We start from the raw sequence: 17,712 nt of genomic DNA, 5'->3' as shown, positions 1-17,712 counted from the left end.
CGGCGCCCTTCAGGGCAGGCGCGGTTCGTGCAGCCAGGACTGGAAGAACGGGTCCAGTGGCGCCACGCTGTGCCACTGGGCCAGCGCGATGAAGTCCGCGGTGGTGGCCGTGCCGTGCCGGTAGGTCCGGGTCCAGTCGCGGAGCACGGTGAAGAAGGCCTGGTCGCCCAGGCGGTCGCGCAACGCGTGCAGGGTGAGCGCCCCGCGCTCGTACACCCGGTCGTCGAACATGTCGGCCTCGCCGGGCTCGCCGATGCACAGGTCCTGGGGCAGCCGGGCCAGTCGGGTACGCGTGCGCGAAGCCGACACGGCCGCCGAAGGCCCGCCCGAGTTCTCCGCCCACAGCCACTCGGCGTAGCAGGCGAAGCCCTCGTTGAGCCAGATGTCCCGCCAGTCGGCCAGCCCGACGCTGTTGCCGAACCACTGGTGCGCCAGCTCGTGCGCCACCAGCCGCTCGAACCCGCGCCGCCCGTCCACGTGGTTGGACCCGAACACGGACATGCCCTGAGCCTCCACCGGCACCTCCAGCTCGTCGTCGGTCACCACGACGTGGTACTCCGGGAACGGGTAGGGGCCGAACAGCTCGGAGAACTTCGTCATCATCGCGGGCTGCCGGGCGAAGTCGTGGGTCACCGCCCGGCGCAGCCGGGCCGGGAAGACGACGTCCTGCCCCGATGCCACGGTCAGCCGGTCGTACTGCCCGATCTGGACCGACGCCAGGTACGCGGCCATGGGCTCGGCCTGCCGGTACACCCAGGTCGTCGCGCTGCCCCCGGTCCGCACGTCGACCAGCACCCCGTTGGCCACGACCGTGTAGGGCGAGGCGGACGTCACCGAGATCCGGTAGGTCGCCTTGTCGCGCACCAGGTTGTTGCACGGGAACCACGACGGCGCGCCGATCGGCTGGCCGGCCACCAGGGCACCGTCCGCCAGCTGCTCCCACCCCAGGTCGCCCCAGTGCCGGGTGCGCACGGGCTGGGGCGTGCCGGAGTACCGCACCTCCACCACGCACCGCCCGCCGGCCCGGTGCCGCAGCCGCAGCTTCCCGCCGCCGTGCGCGTACCGGACGGGTTTGCCGTCCACCAGCACCTTGCCGATGGCGAACCGGCCGAAGTCCAGCGTGATCGGCCCGTCGGTCGCCACCCACAGCCGCGCGCGACCGGCCAGCCGGCCGGTCAGCGGCTTGTAGTCCAGTTCGAGGTCGTAGTGCTCGACCCGGCAGGCGGGGTCGCCGTGCTGCGCGAGGTACCCGGTCATCGCCAGGCGGAGATCGGGTTGCCCAGCCAGCGGCTGCCCGCCGGCACCTCCTCGCCGCGCATCACCAGCGAGGCGGGCCCCACCGTGGTGTGCGCGCCGACGGTCGCGCCGGGCAGCACGATGCCGTGCGGCCCGAGCGTCGCGCCGGCCGCCAACGTCACCCGGTCCATGCGCAGGATCCGATCGTGGAACAGGTGCGTCTGCACCACGCACCCCCGGTTGACGGTCGCGCCGTCGCCCAGCCGGACCAGGTCGGCCTCCGGGAACCAGTACGACTCGACCCAGGTGCCGCGCCCGATCCGGGCGCCCAGGGCCCGCAGCCACACCGACATCAGCGGCGAGCCGCCCGCCGACCCGACCAGCCACGGCACGGCCAGCACCTCGACGAACGTGTCCGCCAGCTCGTTGCGCCACACGAACGCGCTCCACAGCGGGTACTCCCGCTGCCGGAACCGGCCCACCAGCGCCCACTTCGCGACCAGGGCCACCACGCACGCCACCACACCCGCCGCCAGCAGCACGGCACCGGCCAGCAGCGGCGCGTAGCCGCCCAGCTCGCGCAGCGCGAACAGCACCAGGACGACCAGCGCCACGTGGCACATCACCGGCACCACCCGGCACAGCTCGACCAGCGCACGCGCCACCACCAGCCGCTTGGGCGGGTCGAACGTGCGGCTCTGGTCGCCGTCCTCGACGGCACGCGGCAGCTTCATCGGCGGCATGCCCAGGTACGAGCTGCCCGCCTTGGCCCGCTTCGGCGCGGCCGACAGCACCCCCACCAGACCCCGGTTGGGCACCGCCCGGCCGGGTGCGGTCATGCCCGAGTTGCCCAGGAACGCCCGCTTCCCGACCCTGGCGGACGCGATGCGCAGCCACCCGCCGCCCAGTTCGTAGGAGGCGACCATGGTGTCGTCGGCCAGGAACGCGCCGTCGCCGATCTTGGTCATCTTCGGCAGCGCCAGCACGGTCGACGCCTCCACGCCGCGCCCGACGCGCATTCCCAGGGCCCGCAGCCACACCGGCGTGAACAGGCTGGCGTACAACGGGAACAGCGCCACCCGCGCCATGTTCATCAACCGCTCGGTCGTCCACGCCTGCCAGGCGACCCGGCTGTGCACCGGGTACACGCCCGCGCGCAAGCCGATGCCGAGCAGCCGCACGGACACCAGCACCAGCAGCGCGTACGAACCCGACCACGCCAACGTCGCCAACGGCACGGCCGACAACGCCGAGGTCAGCGTCAACGGCCCGCGCACGATCAGCAGCAGGGCCGGCAGCGCCGCGACGGCGGGCAGCAGGCCCAACGCGAACGTGGTCGCCCCGTAGACGGACTTCCACCACGGCGAACGCGGCGGGCGCGGTCCCGGTCGGGACGCCTTGCCGGTGCGCTGCGCGGGCACGCCCGCCCACCGCTGGCCGGTCGGCACCGAGCCGACCACACCGGAGCCGGGCGCGACCTCCGCCCGCTTGCCGATCCGCGCGCCGGGCAACAGGGTGCTGCGCGCGCCGATCGTCGCGCCCGCGCCGACCCGGATGCGGCCGATGCGCACGCGGTCGCCGTCCACCCAGGTGCCGGACAGGTCGACCTCGGGCTCGATCGCGCTGCCCCGGCCGAGCTTGAGCAGACCGGTGACCGGCGGCAGCGAGTGCAGGTCGACGTCCGGACCGATCTTCGCGCCGAGCGCGCGGGCGTAGTGCGTGATCCACGAACCGGCGAGGTTGGTGGCCCCGCTGAACTCGGCGAGCCGTTCGGCGGTCCACAGCCGCAGGTGGACGCCCCCGCCGCGCGGATACGTGCCCGGTCGCACGCCCCGCAGCAGCAGCCGCGCGCCACCGGCGGCGATGGCGACCTTGCCGGGCGGGCTGATGAGCACCAGCCAGCCGGCCGCGACCCACCACCACGACACGGACATGAGCCCGACGACGTTGCCGATGGCCGCCAGCGCCACCGTCCACCGCGCCCCGGCCACGGTCATCAGCGGGATCGTCAGGAGCGCCTGGACGATCGCGGTGCGGCGCGGTGTCGGCGCGACGACCCGCACGGGCGAGTCGTGCTCGGCCAGTTCGTCCAGCCGGCGCGCCTGCGCCCGCAGCGTCGGGTGCTGGTAGACGTCGCTCACGGACACCCCGGCGTGCCGGGCGCGCACCAGGGACACCAGCTGGGCGGCGGCGAGGCTGCCGCCGCCGCTGGCGAAGAAGTCGGCGTCCGGGTCGGCGACCCGCGAGCCGAGCACCCCGGCCCACTGCTCGGCCAGCCACGCCTCGGTGCCTTCCAGCTGCGACTCGACCTCGGCGTCCAGCGAGGGCAGCGGCCACGGCAGGGCGTTCCGGTCGACCTTGCCGGACGTGCGGGTGGGCAGCGTGTCCACCACCGCGATCAGCGGCACCAGGGCGGCGGGCAGCGCGCTGCGCAGCCGGCTCACCGCGTCGGCCCGGTCGAACCCGTCCGCCGCGACCAGGTAGCCGACCAGGACCTGGTTGCCGCCCTTGGTGGTGCGCACCGCGGCGGCCGCGCCGGCCACGTCCGGCAGGGCCTGCAGCGCCGCGTCGACCTCGCCCAGCTCGATCCGCCGTCCGCCCAGCTTGACCTGCTCGTCGGCCCGGCCCAGGAACAGCAGGCCCTCGTCCTCGGCCTTGACCAGGTCGCCGCTGCGGTACGCGCGGGACCAGCCCAGCGCGGGCAGCGGCGCGAACTTCTCGGCGTCCTTGGCCGGGTCCAGGTAGCGGGCCAGACCCACGCCGCCGATCACCAGCTCGCCGGTGCCGCCCATCGGCACCAGCTCGCCCCGCGCGTCCACCACGGCCAGCTCCCAGCCGTCCAGCGGCAGCCCGATCCGCACCGGGCCGGTACCGGTCAGCGGAGCGGCGCACGCGACGACGGTGGCCTCGGTGGGGCCGTAGGTGTTCCACACCTCGCGGCCCTCGACGGCCAGGCGTTCGGCGAGCTCCGGCGGGCAGGCCTCGCCGCCGAAGATCAGCAGCCGCACGTCGTCCAGCGCCTCCACGGGCCACAGCGCGGCCAGCGTCGGCACCGTGGACACCACGGTGATCTCCTGCTCGACCAGCCACGGCCCGAGGTCCATGCCGGTGCGCACCAGCGAACGCGGGGCGGGCACCAGGCACGCGCCGTTGCGCCACGCCAGCCACATCTCCTCGCACGACGCGTCGAAGGCGACGGACAGGCCGGCCAGCACCCGGTCGTCCGGCCCGATCGGCTCGTCGACGAGGAACAGGCCCGCTTCGGCGTCCACGAACGCGGCGGCCGACCGGTGCGACACCGCGACGCCCTTGGGCTTGCCGGTGGAGCCGGAGGTGAAGATGATCCACGCGTCGTCGTCCGGCCCCGGCGCGCCGACCAGCCCCATCGGGGCGCCGCGCAGCACGAGCTCCCGGCCCGCTCCCATGACCGCGCACGCGCCGGCTTCGGTGAACACCAGGTCCGCGCGCTCGTCGGGGTCTTCGGCGTCGACCGGCACGTACGCCGCGCCGGCGGCCAGCACGGCGAGGATCGACACGTAGAGGTCGACCGTGCCGGAAGGGACGCGGATGCCCACCCGGTCACCGACGCCGATGCCGTGCGCGGTGAGGTCGCGGCGCACCCGGTCGACCTCTTCGAGCAGGGTCCGGTAGGTCAGCGCGGTGGTGCCGTCGTCGACCGCGGGCGCCTCGGGGTGCCGGCGCGCGGTGTCCGCGAGGATGTCGAGCAGGGTGCGCTCCGGCGCGGCGGCGCGGGCGCGGAACAGGGCAGGGGCGAGCGTGAAGTCGGGGGCAATGGTCACCGGCGCGCACCGGCTGAACGCGAACGCACTGTCGTCCTCCGAGAGGGTGGGGGAGCTGCCCCGCACCCGGTGCAGACCGGTCAGGCAGCCGCGGCGATCGCCTCCGCGAAACCGCAGCCTGCGACTTTACCCCGGTGCCACCACGACGCAGCGTGATCGAGACGGGGAGTGGGAGGTCTCACACGTTCGGGTCGCGTCGACAGCCGAACAGTGGTTCCGTTCGGTCGGACACGTCGACCGAGGAGAGTGCGGATGAGAGCCGGGATCACCATCCTGCCCGAATACCGGTGGGCCGAGGCGAAGCCGCGCTGGCAGGCCGCCGAGGACTACGGGTTCGCCCACGCCTGGACGTTCGACCACGTGGGTTGGCGGACCCTGGTCGACGGCCCGTGGTTCGGCTCGGTGCCGACCCTGGCGCTGGCCGCCGAGGCGACCTCGCGGATCGAGCTGGGGATGATGGTGGCGTCTCCGAACTTCCGCCACCCGGTGCCGTTCGCGCGGGAGCTGATCACCCTGGACGACGTGTCGGACGGCCGCTTCACGCTCGGCGTCGGCGCGGGCGGCATGGGCGGCTACGACCAGAAGGTGTTCGGCGGGACCAACCTCGCGCGCAGCCCGGCGACCCGGTACGCCGAGTTCGTGGAACTGCTCGACGCCCTGCTGACCCGTGACCACGTCACCTGGTCGGGCGAGTACTACCGGGCCGAGGACGCCCGGAACCCGCCCGGCTGCGTGCAGCGCCCCAGGCTCCCGTTCGTGGTCGCAGCCAACGGTCCCAAGGCGTTGCGGCTCGCGGCCCGCTTCGGCCAGGGCTGGATCACGACCGGCGCGCCGCAGGACTCCCTGGACTCGTGGTGGTCGTCGATCGCCGAGCTGTCGCAACGGTTCGACGAGACGCTCGACGCACTCGACCGCCCGCGCGACGAGGTGCGCCGCTTCCTCCAGACCGACGCCGCCCCGGTGTTCTCGCTGTCCGGCGTCGAGGTCTACCGCGACTTCCTCGGCCGGGCGGAAGCCCTGGGCTTCACCGACGTGGCCGCACCGTGGCCGCGCGGGTCCGGCGTGTTCGCGGGCGATGAAGGGATCCTGGAGAGGGTGGCGTCCGAAGTTCTGCCCGGCCTGGACCCCTAGATCGCCTCGCCGCGCGTCGCCGGCCACTACGTCCGGACGTCCTCCTGATCCGCACGACGGGTCAGCGTGCGCACCTGTCGGCTGCACAAAGCGCCGCACGTCACGATCACGAGCACCACCGCACCCGCCAGCAACGTCGTCTCCACGCCGAACCTGGTGGCCAACGGCCCGGCGACGACCTCCCCGACCGGCAGCGCGATGAACGACCCGAGCATGTCGTAGGAGTACACCCGCGCCAGCTTCTCCGGCGCGATGTTCTCCTGCAGCGACACGTCCCAGGCCACCACGAACACCTCGGTCGTCAACCCGACCGCGAACATGGCGAGCAACAGCGGCACCACCCGCGCCCACTCGGCCAGCACGACCAGCGGCAAGGCTTCCAGCAGGATGACCGAGACGCCGACGAACAACGCCCGCCGGGGCCTCCAGCGCGCCACCAACACCCCGCCGATCAACGCGCCCAGGGTCTCCGCAGCGATGACGAAACCCCACGCGGTCCGCCCGATGGTGTGGTTGGCGATCGACGGTCCGAGCACGAACAGCCCACCCGCCAACACCGCGTTGACGACCATGAACTGCAACACCACGACCCAGACCCAGGTGTGCTCGGTGAACTCCCGCCAGCCCTCCACCAGGTCCCCGAGCACGCCCTTCTCCACCACCCGGGGCGGGTGCGCGACCCGGACCCGCTGGTAGGCCAGCGCCGCGAGCAGGAACAGCACCGCGTTCCCCGCGATCGCCCACCCCGGCCCGAGCGAGCCGACCAGCAGCCCACCCAACGCCGCCCCGGAGAACCGACCGGTGTTCACGCCTATCCGCGCCAACGCGTTGGCTTGCGTCAACAACGCCGGGGCCACGGTCTGCGGGGTAAGCGCGGCGGCGGCGGGCAACGACATCGCCGCCGTCGCGCCGTTCGCGATGCCGAGCCCGACCAGCAGCGGCAGCGACGCGAAGTGCCCGAGCACCGACGCCGCGACGAGCCCCTGGGTGAGCGCCGCGGTCAGCGCCGTGCCCTGGAGGATGACCGACCGGGGCAGGCGGTCGGCCAGCATCCCGCCGAACAACACCAGCACCACGACCGCCGCCGACCGCGCCCCCACGACGATGCCCAGGTCGACCAGGCTGCCGGTCAGGTCCAACACGGCGAACGCCAGCGCCACGGGGGCGACCGCGTTGGCCAACTCGGCGCAGCCGCGCCCGGTGATCAACCGCCGGAACGCCGGTGTCCTCAGCGGTTCGAAGACGCCGCTCATGCGGCCGGCCACGCCGCCGCGTCCGCCGCGAACGACAGCAGCGGCCCTTCCCCGTCCCTCAACGGACGCTCACGCCGAGCCACCAGACGAGTCCCCCTCGTAGTCGGGTGCCCATTGTTCAGAGCTTGTTGTTCATCGTCCAGGCGCCGACACCGAACAACGGGGGATGGGTTCAGTTGACCACCGGCCCCGTCCGGACGGTGTGGCGGGCGAGACGAGGAGGCACGAATGGCCAGATCGAAGCGACGGGGCTGTTCCGAGGCGACGCCCGGCCGGGGTGGGTGCGCGTCCTGCTGGCGGCGACTGGTCGGCGCGGACCGCGTTCGGCGTTCGGCGAACGGTTAGGCGGTCCACCCGGGGTGCCGACTGCGCAGGAATGCCTACAGCGGGCACCGAGCCGGTTAGCAGGGGCCGCGCGGCACTAGTCGGTGCGGCAGCTACACCGCGTACGGGTAGGTGTCGGGCAGCTCTCCGGCGTCCCAGCGGGTGTTGCGGTCGAGCGGTTCCAGTGCACGGGTCTCGTCGAGGTGGATCACGGCGTCGAACTGGTCGGCCACCCGCGCCCGGAAGTAGTGGCTCTGCCGCTCGGTCCGCGGCCGGTAGATCACCCCGATCGCACGTTGCAGCCTGGCGTCGCGCAGCACTTCGGCCGCCTGCGGCGGGCGGTCGAAGCGCACCATGAACTCCGCGCGGCCGACGTCGTGGAACAGCTCCTCCACGCTGTCCGCGAGTGCGGGCCGCACCCGCTTGCGGTCCGCGGGCGCGCCCCAGTCGTCGGCCGCGGTGACCGTGCCGCCGTGGGTGGTGAAGCCGATCAGCCGGCAGTCGTCGCCGTGCCGCTCGCGGACGAGCTGCCCGACGTTGAGCTCGCCGCGGGCGGCGGACTCGGTGGCGGAGGCGTCGCCGAGGTGCGAGTTGTGCGCCCACACCACGATCCTCGCCGGCGCTCCGCGCTGCCCGGTCAGGTGCTCGGCCAGCGCGTCCAGCGTGTCCGCCATGTGCCGGTCGCGCAGGTTCCACGAGGACACCCGGCCGCTGAACATGGTGCGGTAGTAGCGTTCCGCGTCGCTGACCAGCCGGGCGTTCTGCTCGGCGTCGAACAGGTCCGCCTCCGCCGCCGACCCGTCCCGCCGGGCGTGGTCCAGCGCTTCCCGCCGCAGTTCCACGAGCTGTTCGAGGGCGGCCCGCTCGCACGACTCGCCCGCCCCGAAAGCGGCCGCGTAGCCGTAGTTCTGCGCGTCCCCATCGGAGTGGTCGAAACACGAGTAGCGTTCGCGAGCCCGCGCGGCGGCCTCCGGGTCGACGCCCTCCAGGTAGCCGATCACCTCGTCGGCCGAGCGGTGCAGGCTGTACAGGTCGAGCCCGTAGAAGCCCACCCGCGCGCGTTCGTCGCCGATCCGGTCGTTGTGCTCGCGCAGCCGGTCGACGAAGTCCCGGACGTCGGTGTTGCGCCACATCCACGCCGGGAACCGCTCGAAGCCGCGCAGCGACTCCTCGGCGGTGGCGTCGTCGCTCCGGCCCCGGACGAACCGGTTGACGCGGTAGGCGTCCGGCCAGTCGGCCTCCGCCGCGACCGCCGCGAACCCCATCTCCTCGATCAGCCGCCGCGTCATGTGCGCGCGGGCGGCGTAGAACTCGTGCGTGCCGTGCGACGCCTCGCCGATCAGCACGAACCGGGCGTCACCGACCAGGTCGAACAGCACGTCGTCCGGAGGTGCCCCGTCCCGCACCGGGATGGCCGCCGCGCGGATGGCGGAAATCTCGGTCGGGGCCGCAGCGGGCGCGGGCCGGGTCCGGGCCGCCGCCCGCAGCAGGTCGCGCACCTCCTCGTCGGTCGTCCGGGCGAAGTCCCAGTAGGACTCGCCCACGGCGAAGAACGGTGAGGGCGTGACCGCGCACACCGCCTCGTCCACGTGCCGCCGCAGCTCCGCGCACGTCGATTCCGGCGCGGCGGGCACCGCGACGACGACCCGCGCGGGTTCCAGCCCGCGCAGCGCCTGGATCGCGGCCCGCACGCCGGCGCCGGTGGCGAGGCCGTCGTCCACCAGGACCACGGTCTTCCCGGCGACGTCGACCATGGGCCTGCCCTCGCGGTACAGGTGTTCCCGGCGGAGCAGCTCCCGGCCTTCCCGCTCGGTCGCCCGCCGGACGACCTCGGGCGTGATGCCCAGGCCGCGCACGATGTCGTCGTCCACCACCACCACGTCACCGCCGGCGACCGCGCCCATGGCCAGGTCGGGGTGGTCGGGCACGCCTAGTTTGCGCACCGGGAGGACGTCCAGCGGGGCGGCGAGCGCCGTCGCGACCTCGTGGGCGACCGGGACTCCGCCGCGCGGCAGGCCGAGCACGATCACGTCGTCGCGGTCGCGGTACCCGTCGAGCAGGCCCGCCAACACCCGACCGGCGTCGCGGCGGTCTCGGAACAGGCGATCCGACATGGCGATCGGCTACCCCGCAGGGCCCGGGTCAACCGGCTGCGGCGGTGTTCTGCGGTATTCCGCCCCTGGCTGCCGGCCCTGATCCCACCCGTGGCCTCCGGCCCCAATCCACCCGTGGCCCCCGGCCCCCGAATCGTCACGCGCCTTCACGTCGACGGGCCTCGTCCACGAGGGACAGTGCGGCGAGCCCGCCGTCCTCCCGGCCGCCGGCGCGGATCGCGCGGGCGAAGTCCCGCAGCACGCCGACGTACTCGTGCCGCAGCGAGCCCTCGGACTCCCGGTGGCCGTCGAGCACGTCGGCCCGCAGCACGGTGCCGTCCGCGAGTCGGACCTCCACCTCCTCGGTCTCGCCCGGGAACGACCAGTCCAGCTCGATCGAGGCCGGCGCGGAGCCTCGTACGCGCAGCAGGGCCTGCCGGTCCACGCCGGTGGAGTCGCGGACGATCTTCACGGACTCCAGCGTCAGCGGGCCGACGAACAGCCGGGCCAGGTCCAGGGCGTCCGGGCCGTTGGCGGCGACGCACCCGCCGCCGTCGCGGCCCGCGTCCAGGTGCCGGCGGCCCAGACCGACGCGGTCCTCGATGCGCTCCAGGTGACGCACGGCCAGCGACTCGATCGGAGCCGCGTTCACCAGTTCCCCCCGCAATGCCACGACATTGCTGTTGTAGCGGCGGTGGAACGCGGTGAACAGCACTCCCGGCCGCCGCGCGAGGTCCTCGCCGTCGGCCAGGGTGGTGGCGAGCGGTTGCTCGACGCACACCGGGAGGCCGGCGTCGAGCACGTCCCGGGCGACGGCGGCGTGCACGTCGTTCGGCGCGGTCACCACCACGGCGTCCAGGTCGCCGTCGGCGAGCATCGCGCGGTGGTGCAGGTAGTCGCGGACACCGTGCCCGGCGAGGACGTCGCGGTCCACGTCGCACACCGCGACCAGTTCGTAGTCGGGCAGCGCGTCGATCGCGGTCAGGTAGTACCCGGCGATCACCCCCAGTCCGACCACGCCGACGCGGATCACCGGGCCGCCCGCACGAGCGGGACCGATCGCAGGGCGGGGTCGGCCGTGGCCACCGCGGCAGCCGGGCCACGGCCCGGCCCGCCGCCACGAACGCGGCCGACACGTCGTCGGTGGGGCCCGCCTCGACCGGGTCGGGTGACCAGGCGTCCCGGTGCGCGCGGGCACGCAGCAGGCGGACGCGGTCGGCGACCTTCGCCCCGCCCTGCCCCGGCGGCACGAACCGGTCGCCGACCGCGTCCTCGAGGTGCACGTGAACCACGTGCGGAACGTTCTGCTCCGGCACCGCGAACCCGTGGTAGCCGTGCGGGCCGCGGTCCGACGCCCGACCAGCCGAGTCGGGCCGCGCGGTCGGGGGCGGCCTCGCCGGTGGTGCCCGTTAACACCGGCTCAGCGGGCATGGACGGCCACCGCGGTCTCGGCGCGCGCGGCGGGCACCACCGGTTCGGCGCAGATGTTCTTGGCCACCGACAGCAGCTGCACCACGTCGGTCGCGAAGGCGAAGCCACGCGCGTGCTGGTCGCCGACGCCCCGGAACAGCTGGTAGGCGCGGATCACCCACTCGGTCAGCGAGTCGTCCCGGAGCACCTCGTGCTCGCCGTGGCCGTTGCGCGTGACGGTGAGCTGCGAGTGGTCGTCGTCGGCGCTGACCGCGTAGTGGCCGACGACCGTGGCCTGGTCGAACTTGATCGTGATCCGGCGTTCCCGGACCGGTGAGGTGAGGTCGGAGCTGATCTCCGTGCGCACCCCGCTGTTGTGCCGCAGCCCGACCCGCGCGCCACCCATCCGGGGCACCACCACGTCACCCACCACCAGGTCGGACCCGGCCGCGTGGGTGACCCGCGCGTTGCCCGCCAGGCGCAGCGCCAGGCCCACGCCGTGCGGCAGTTCGACGTCGAACGCGGTCTGGTGGCCCGGCCGGGACAGCGAGCGCCGGAAGCGGGGCTTGTTCTGCACGATCGCGATCGACCTCGGGTCGCCGAGCGTGCCGCCGCGCACCAGCTCGGTCAGCCGCGCGGTCAGCGAGCTGGTCAGCCACGGCTCGACCACCGCGATCCGCAGGCCGCGCTTGCGGCGCAGCCGGATGATCCGGGCCAGGTCGTCGGTGTCCGCGGCGAGCGGCTTGTCCACGATCAGGTTGCGGAAGCCGCGTTCGGCGAGTTCGCCGATCACCTGCGTGCGCACGGCCGGCGGCGTGCACACGTGCGCGACCGTCTCCTCCGCGTCGAGCACCGAGGCCGCCTGGGCGAGGCTGGTCGCCGTCACCAGGCCGGGCCGGTCGCCGAGCACCCGGCGCGGGTCGCACGCGACCACCGGCTCGTCCCCGAACAGCTGCCGGGCCCCGGTACGGGCCCTGGCGAGCACCGGGAGGTGCAGCTCCGCTCCCGCCCGGCCGAGTCCCACGACGAGTGTCCGCACCATTGAGCCCCTGATCGTCAGGCGTACGAATAAAACGACCGAATTCGATCAATAACGACGTTGTCCGACCGGGACCGCGCTGTCAACAGAGCTTCGCGGAGTTGACCAGGAAGAGTGAACTCCGGTGCGTGCGCGGGTCGGTCGGAGCGCCTGCCATACGCTGACCGGGCGTGCTTCGACAGCGGAGGTGAGTGCGCTGCCCGACCCATTCTTCACCCGATCAACCATTTTTCCCGAATCGTGCGGTGCTCGAACGGCGTCAAGGTGGGCGAGTGGAAAAGGGCATTAGTCGAATACGCCGGGGTGCGGCGCGTGGTCGGAGCGGACGGCGACGCAGACGCGCGGGCTCTGGTGTTGCGCGTGCGTGGCCTGCGCCCGGGAGGCGCGGAGGCGGAGATCCGCTACCCGTCACCATTGCTCCTCGAACCATGTTCTGCCGATTCCGTGCGGATGCCGGAGGATTTCCCGAATTCCGTGGCGGCGTGCCGGTGCGTGCTCGCGGTGCCGTTGTCTCCGGATTCGCCGCCGGCCGCTGTGCACCGGGTGGGTTCGGGAATAGCGGAATTCCACGCGGCGAGGCCTGTGCGAAGATCGCGGTCTGTCCGGGTGATCTGTTCAGCGGCGACCGAGTGCTGTTCGACCTCGTGCGACAGGTCGCGGCCACTCCTGATCGGCGGTTCATCACCGGTACCGGCACCGCCGCGCTGAAAACGGTGATCCGCGAATCCGCGAGCGGCGGACGCAGTCGCGTCCGGCCGGGCGCCGACACCCACCGGATCACGACGGCCCCGCTCGTGGTGGTGAGCCCGCGGTGAGCACGGACGTGGACGTGGTGGTGGTCGGAGCCGGGATCGCGGGCCTCACCACCGCCTACGAACTGCGCAAGGCCGGGCGCTCGGTGGTCGTGCTGGAGGCCGGTGACCGGGTGGGCGGTCGGATGGCGACCCTGCGCCGGGGCGGTTTCGTGATCGACTCGGGCGCGGCGCAGGTCTCCGGACGCGGCTGCGACGCGACCTGGGCGGTGCTGGCGGAGCTGGGCATCGGGCGGTTCGAGCTGCCCCGGATCGGGCGGCGGCCCGGCGTGTGGCGGGACGGCCGGGTCCGCCCCGGCCTGGCGCGCCCGTCGGGACTGCCGACCGGCGCCGGGCTGTCCGTGCGGGGGCTGCTGGACCTGGTCCGGGTGCTGCGCGGCGGTCACGACTTCGACCACCCCGAGCGGTCCGGGACGGACACGGTCGCCGAGTTCGCCGCCCGGCACCACCCCGACCCGCTGGACCACCTGTGCCGACCGGTGTTGTCCGGGTTCTGCGGCTGGGGTCCGGAGCGGTCCTCGGCCGGGCCGTTCCTCGGGGTGCTGTCGGCGATCGGCCGGTCGTCGGCGTGGCGGACCTACCGCGACGGCATGGACATCATGGCGCGGGCGCTGGCGGACCGGCTGGACGTGAACCTGTCGTTCCCGGTGGACGTGGTGGTGGCCGGTGCGCGGTCGGCGCGGATCTTCGCCGGCAGCACCGAACTGCGGGCCCGGCAGGTGGTGCTCGCGATGCCCGCGCCGGTCGTCCGGCAGGTGTACGCGAACCCGCCGGGGCACGAGGTGCCGTTCCTGGAGGCGTCGACGTACACCCCGGTGGTCAAGGTGCACCTGATGCTGGAGCGGCGGCCGCAAGCCGAGGTGTACCTGGTGGCCCTGCCGTCGGTGGCGAGCCGCACCGTGTCGACCATCCTGTTCGAGCACCTCAAGTACCGCAATCGCGCGCCCGAAGGACGTGGCCTGGTCACGTTGGTCGCCCACCCCTCGATCGCCGGCCGGCTGCTGGCGGCGTCCGACACCGAGGTGGCTGACGTGCTCGCCGCCGCCGCCGAGGAGTTCGTGCCGGGGTTGCGCGCGGCCACCCGCGACGCGGTGGTGCACCGGTTCCGGGACGGGCTGCCCGAAGCGACCCCGGAGGCGGTGGCGCTGCGTGCCGACTTCGTCGCACGGGCGGGCGGGGTCGTGGACTACGCGGGGGATTGGGTGGGCGTGATGCCGTGCAGCGAGGCCGCTGTGCGCTCCGGACGACGAACCGCCGCTCGTGTGCTCGCTGTGCCGAGAAGGGAACCCGTATGAAGCCCCGCGACATGGGCACGCTGTTCGACGAGTGCGCGGCACGGCGTTCGCACACCACCGTCGTGCTGGACCGGCCGTTCGACATCGCGCCGGAGCGCGGCACGACGTTCACCGTGCCGCAGCTCGCCGACCTGGTGGAGGAGGCGGCGGGCTGGCTGCACGCGGCCGGGGCACGTGAGGGCGAACGCGTGGCGGTGGTGAAGCGCAACCACTACGACTACGACCTGCTGGCGTGCGCGGCGATCCGGCTCGGTGCGGTGCCGGCGCTGCTCTCCGGGCACCTGGCCGACGACGCCCTGGAGCTCCTGCTCAAGCGGCTCGAACCGGCGGTGCTGGTGACCGACCGGCCGATGGCGGCGCACCACGCGCGACGCGTGTTGTCGTTGAGCCACGGGGACGGACACGGCGACGGACATAGGAATGGGTATGGGGACCGGGACGGGGGCGGGAGGTTGGTGCTGGACGACGTACGCGGGTCGCGGGCCCCGTCGCCGTGGCTCCGGCACGACGACGACCCGTTGGTGATCAACCACACCTCGGGCACAACGGGGCTGCCGAAGCTGGTCGTGCACACCACTTCCACGCTGGCGAGCCGGTTGGCCCGGTTCGAGTCCACCCGGGTGCCGGTGATCGGGACGCGGCGGGACGACGTGGTGGCCAACGCCAGTTCCTACGCGCACGGGCGGACGTTCTGCTGGACGGCCAGCGTGTTCGGCCTGGAGCCGCGCAAGATCGTGATCCTGAGCGAGCCCGGTTCGGCCCGCAACGTGCTGGGCGTGCACCGGCCGACGACCGTGGAAGCGCTGCCGTCCACCTATGTCCGCTGGCAGCAGTTGGCTGCTTCGAGCCACAACCCGTTCCGCTCGGTGCGCTTGTACGTCAGCTCCTACGACGCCATGCACCCGCCGGCCGTGCGCGCCATGCTGAACGCCTCGAAGCGCAAACACCCATTGTGGATGCAGGGTTGGGGCCAGACCGAGACCGGGCCGCTGACGTTCCGGTTCCTCACCCGCAAGGCCGCCCGGCGGGAGACCACGGCGAGGTTCCTGGGCCGTCCGGTGCCCGGCCGGACGCGGCTGCGGGTGGTCGACCCGGCGACGTTCGAGGACGTGCCACGAGGCACGCCGGGTCTGGTGCTGGCGCGGACCAAGGCCCGGTGCGCGGGGTACGTGGGCGAGCAGGACCGTTGGCAGGCCAAGAACTCCGGCCCGTGGTGGAACACCGGGGACCTGGCCGTGCGCACCCGGACCGGCGGCGTGCGGCTGCTGGACCGGGAGGTGGACGCCGTGCCGGGCTTCAGCTGCCTGGAGGTGGAGGACGTCGTGGAGGACCGCTTGCCCGAGGTGCTGGAGTGCGTGGTGCTCGGTCCGGCGGGGCGGCTGCCGATCCCGGTGCTGGTCACCGCGGACGGGCGGCTGGACCACGAGCGCTGGTGGGCGGTGGCGGCCGGGTTGCCGGACCTCGGGCTGCCGCGGGTGCTCAAGTGGGACGAGGTGCCGCGCACCGGCACCGGCAAGGTGCGGCGACTGGAGCTGCTGACCCGGTTGGTCGGGAACGCCGAGACACACGGCACGGGACGGTGGACATGACGGCGACCGATACCGCACAGCTGTCCGGCGACCACGGGCCGCGCGCCACCGGGCGGTTCCGTCGCCGGTCCGCCGCGCACGGCCCGATCACGTTCGCCCGACTCGCGCACACCGGCGTCCGGAAGGGTCGGCGCCGGCCGTCGTCGTGCGTGATCCGCCCCGCGCGGGGGAGGCGGACCGCATGACCGTCGCCGGACTCGAAGCCGTCAGCTGGGCCGGACCGGTCGACCTGCCGCTGGGCGGTGAACTGGACGTGCAGGCGGCGTGCGGCCTCATGCACGTCCACGGTCGCCAGTACGGCAGGCCCACCCGTCTCGGGCTGGACTACGCGTCGATCACCGCGACCGAGCTGGCCGGGATCGGTGCGGTGGCGGTGGAGCTGGCCCGGGCACGGGGGAACGCGCTCCGGCTCGCCACCACGTCCGTCGCCCAGGCCGCGCTGCTCGCGGTGTCGCCGTACCTGGCGGCGGCCACGGCGGAACCGTCGCCGGAGCCGCCGGCCGCGAGCGGCCCCCCGTTCGTGTCCGCCGACCGGGTGCTGTTCGAGCTGGGCGCGCCGGATGCCGAGGTGTGGCAGCGGTTCTGGGCCGTGCTCGATGCGCAGCCGCGGGCCGTGGAACTGGGCTGGCAGCCGTTCGTGCAGCGGTACGACACGGCCACCTGCCCGCTGCCGGTCGACCTCACCGCGCTCACCGGCCGGACACCGATCCACGTGCTGGAGAACGCGGCGCGGACGACCGGGATGACGTTGGTCCGGGTGTCGTCGCGGGTGCTGGACGAGATGCCCGCGTACCTGACCGCCCCGTTGGGCGGCGACGCGCCGCCGTTGCCGGTCGGTGGGCCGCTCCCGTTGGCGGGACTGGTGGTGCTGGAGTCGTGCCGCCGGGTGCAGGGACCGATGGCCGGGCACCTGCTGGGGCTGCTCGGGGCGACCGTGGTGCGGATCGAGCCGCCCGGTGGTGATCCGCTGCGCGGGGTGCCGCCGGTGGTGGACGGCTGCTCCGCGCGCTTCCTGGCGTTGAACCGGGGCAAGCGGGTCGCGGAGGTCGACCTGGGCACGGTCGGCGGTCGGCACGAGGTGCTGGAGCTGGCCTCGGCGGCGGACGTGTTCCTGCACGACTGGGCTCCGGGCAAGGCGGCCCGGTGGGCGCTGCGGGCCAAGGACGTCGCCCGTGCGCGGCCGGGCGTCGTCTACGCGCACGCGTCCGGCTGGGGTGACGCGTGGGGGCCGGAACCGCCGCTGAGCAACGACTTCGTGGTCCAGGCGCACGCCGGGGTGCCGCCGTCGATGATGACGATCGTGGACCTGTTCGGCGGACTCGTCGCCGCGCACGGGATCGTGGACGCGCTGCTGCGGCGGGCGCACACGGGGCGTGGCCGGTCGGTGGAGTCGTCGCTGCTGTCGGCGGCGTCCCGGCTCAACGCCGGAGCGCGCGGCTGGTGTGCCGCGCCGCTGGGCGTGCCGGTGTGCACGGACCTCGCTTCGCTGGCCGACGACCGGCGGTTCGCGCGTGCGCTGGTGCGGGACGGATGTGTGTTCCCGGCTTCGCCGTGGGAGTTCGTCCGATGAAGTGGCGCTCGTCCGACGGGATCGTGCTGCGCGACCTCGTGCCGGGACGCGTTCAAGGTCGACGTGATGAACGTCCACGGGTCGTCGGACGGCGTGAACTGCCCACGGCGCCACCGCCGAACGGCACGCGAGCCCGTCCTGAGCACGTCGGGTGGTGTGG

Annotated in this window: 11 protein-coding genes; 5 read left to right on the top strand and 6 right to left on the bottom strand. The window is 73.7% G+C overall.

Features of this window, described 5'->3' with window-relative positions:
* Positions 1-9 precede the first annotated feature (9 nt).
* Both FHS29_RS23140 and FHS29_RS23135 read right to left on the bottom strand, forming a co-directional pair.
* Positions 10-1,257 carry a M1 family metallopeptidase gene (locus FHS29_RS23140; RefSeq protein ID WP_184693745.1) on the bottom strand — a complete coding sequence of 416 codons (1,248 nt, stop codon included), beginning with the start codon at positions 1,255-1,257 and terminating at the stop codon, positions 10-12.
* The gene (locus tag FHS29_RS23135) at positions 1,254-5,036 is read right to left on the bottom strand and encodes a Pls/PosA family non-ribosomal peptide synthetase (protein ID WP_184693743.1); all 3,783 of its coding nucleotides are present in this window, start codon (positions 5,034-5,036) and stop codon (positions 1,254-1,256) included. Before FHS29_RS23135 ends, FHS29_RS23140 begins: the two co-directional genes overlap by 4 nt.
* A gap of 252 nt (positions 5,037-5,288) precedes the next feature.
* Between FHS29_RS23135 and FHS29_RS23130 the strand changes: the two genes are divergently transcribed.
* The gene (locus FHS29_RS23130; protein ID WP_184693741.1) at positions 5,289-6,167 is read left to right on the top strand and encodes an LLM class flavin-dependent oxidoreductase; all 879 of its coding nucleotides are present in this window, start codon (positions 5,289-5,291) and stop codon (positions 6,165-6,167) included.
* 26 nt (positions 6,168-6,193) lie between these two features.
* Here FHS29_RS23130 and FHS29_RS23125 read toward each other — a convergent pair whose 3' ends face one another.
* The 4 genes from FHS29_RS23125 to FHS29_RS23110 all read right to left on the bottom strand — a co-directional run bounded on the left by FHS29_RS23125 (position 6,194) and on the right by FHS29_RS23110 (position 12,289).
* Positions 6,194-7,420 (bottom strand): MFS transporter, encoded by a 1,227-nt coding sequence (locus FHS29_RS23125; protein WP_184693739.1) that lies wholly within the window; start codon positions 7,418-7,420, stop codon positions 6,194-6,196.
* A gap of 437 nt (positions 7,421-7,857) precedes the next feature.
* Positions 7,858-9,858 (bottom strand): erythromycin esterase family protein, encoded by a 2,001-nt coding sequence (locus tag FHS29_RS23120; RefSeq protein WP_184693737.1) that lies wholly within the window; start codon positions 9,856-9,858, stop codon positions 7,858-7,860.
* A 136-nt stretch (positions 9,859-9,994) separates the two neighbouring features.
* The gene (locus FHS29_RS23115) at positions 9,995-10,870 is read right to left on the bottom strand and encodes a Gfo/Idh/MocA family protein (protein WP_184693735.1); all 876 of its coding nucleotides are present in this window, start codon (positions 10,868-10,870) and stop codon (positions 9,995-9,997) included.
* Positions 10,871-11,257: 387 nt separating this feature from the next.
* Positions 11,258-12,289, bottom strand: coding sequence for a Gfo/Idh/MocA family protein (locus FHS29_RS23110; RefSeq protein WP_184693733.1), 1,032 nt, complete (start codon positions 12,287-12,289; stop codon positions 11,258-11,260).
* Positions 12,290-12,714: 425 nt separating this feature from the next.
* Here FHS29_RS23110 and FHS29_RS23105 point away from each other — a divergent pair, with 425 nt between their 5' ends.
* The 4 genes from FHS29_RS23105 to FHS29_RS23090 all read left to right on the top strand — a co-directional run bounded on the left by FHS29_RS23105 (position 12,715) and on the right by FHS29_RS23090 (position 17,552).
* Complete coding sequence (locus FHS29_RS23105; RefSeq protein WP_184693731.1) at positions 12,715-13,101, top strand: hypothetical protein; 387 nt, start codon at positions 12,715-12,717, stop codon at positions 13,099-13,101.
* Complete coding sequence (locus FHS29_RS23100) at positions 13,098-14,393, top strand: protoporphyrinogen/coproporphyrinogen oxidase (protein ID WP_312865057.1); 1,296 nt, start codon at positions 13,098-13,100, stop codon at positions 14,391-14,393. The genes FHS29_RS23105 and FHS29_RS23100 overlap by 4 nt, the downstream gene beginning before the upstream one ends.
* The gene (locus FHS29_RS23095) at positions 14,390-15,982 is read left to right on the top strand and encodes a class I adenylate-forming enzyme family protein (protein WP_246440707.1); all 1,593 of its coding nucleotides are present in this window, start codon (positions 14,390-14,392) and stop codon (positions 15,980-15,982) included. The genes FHS29_RS23100 and FHS29_RS23095 overlap by 4 nt, the downstream gene beginning before the upstream one ends.
* 181 nt (positions 15,983-16,163) lie before the next feature.
* The gene (locus FHS29_RS23090) at positions 16,164-17,552 is read left to right on the top strand and encodes a CoA transferase (RefSeq protein ID WP_184693729.1); all 1,389 of its coding nucleotides are present in this window, start codon (positions 16,164-16,166) and stop codon (positions 17,550-17,552) included.
* The last annotated feature ends 160 nt before the right edge of the window (positions 17,553-17,712 follow it).

The organism is Saccharothrix tamanrassetensis (assembly GCF_014203665.1).
GTDB classification, from domain to species: domain Bacteria; phylum Actinomycetota; class Actinomycetes; order Mycobacteriales; family Pseudonocardiaceae; genus Actinosynnema; species Actinosynnema tamanrassetense.
This window is presented reverse-complemented; position numbering and strand designations above follow the sequence as displayed.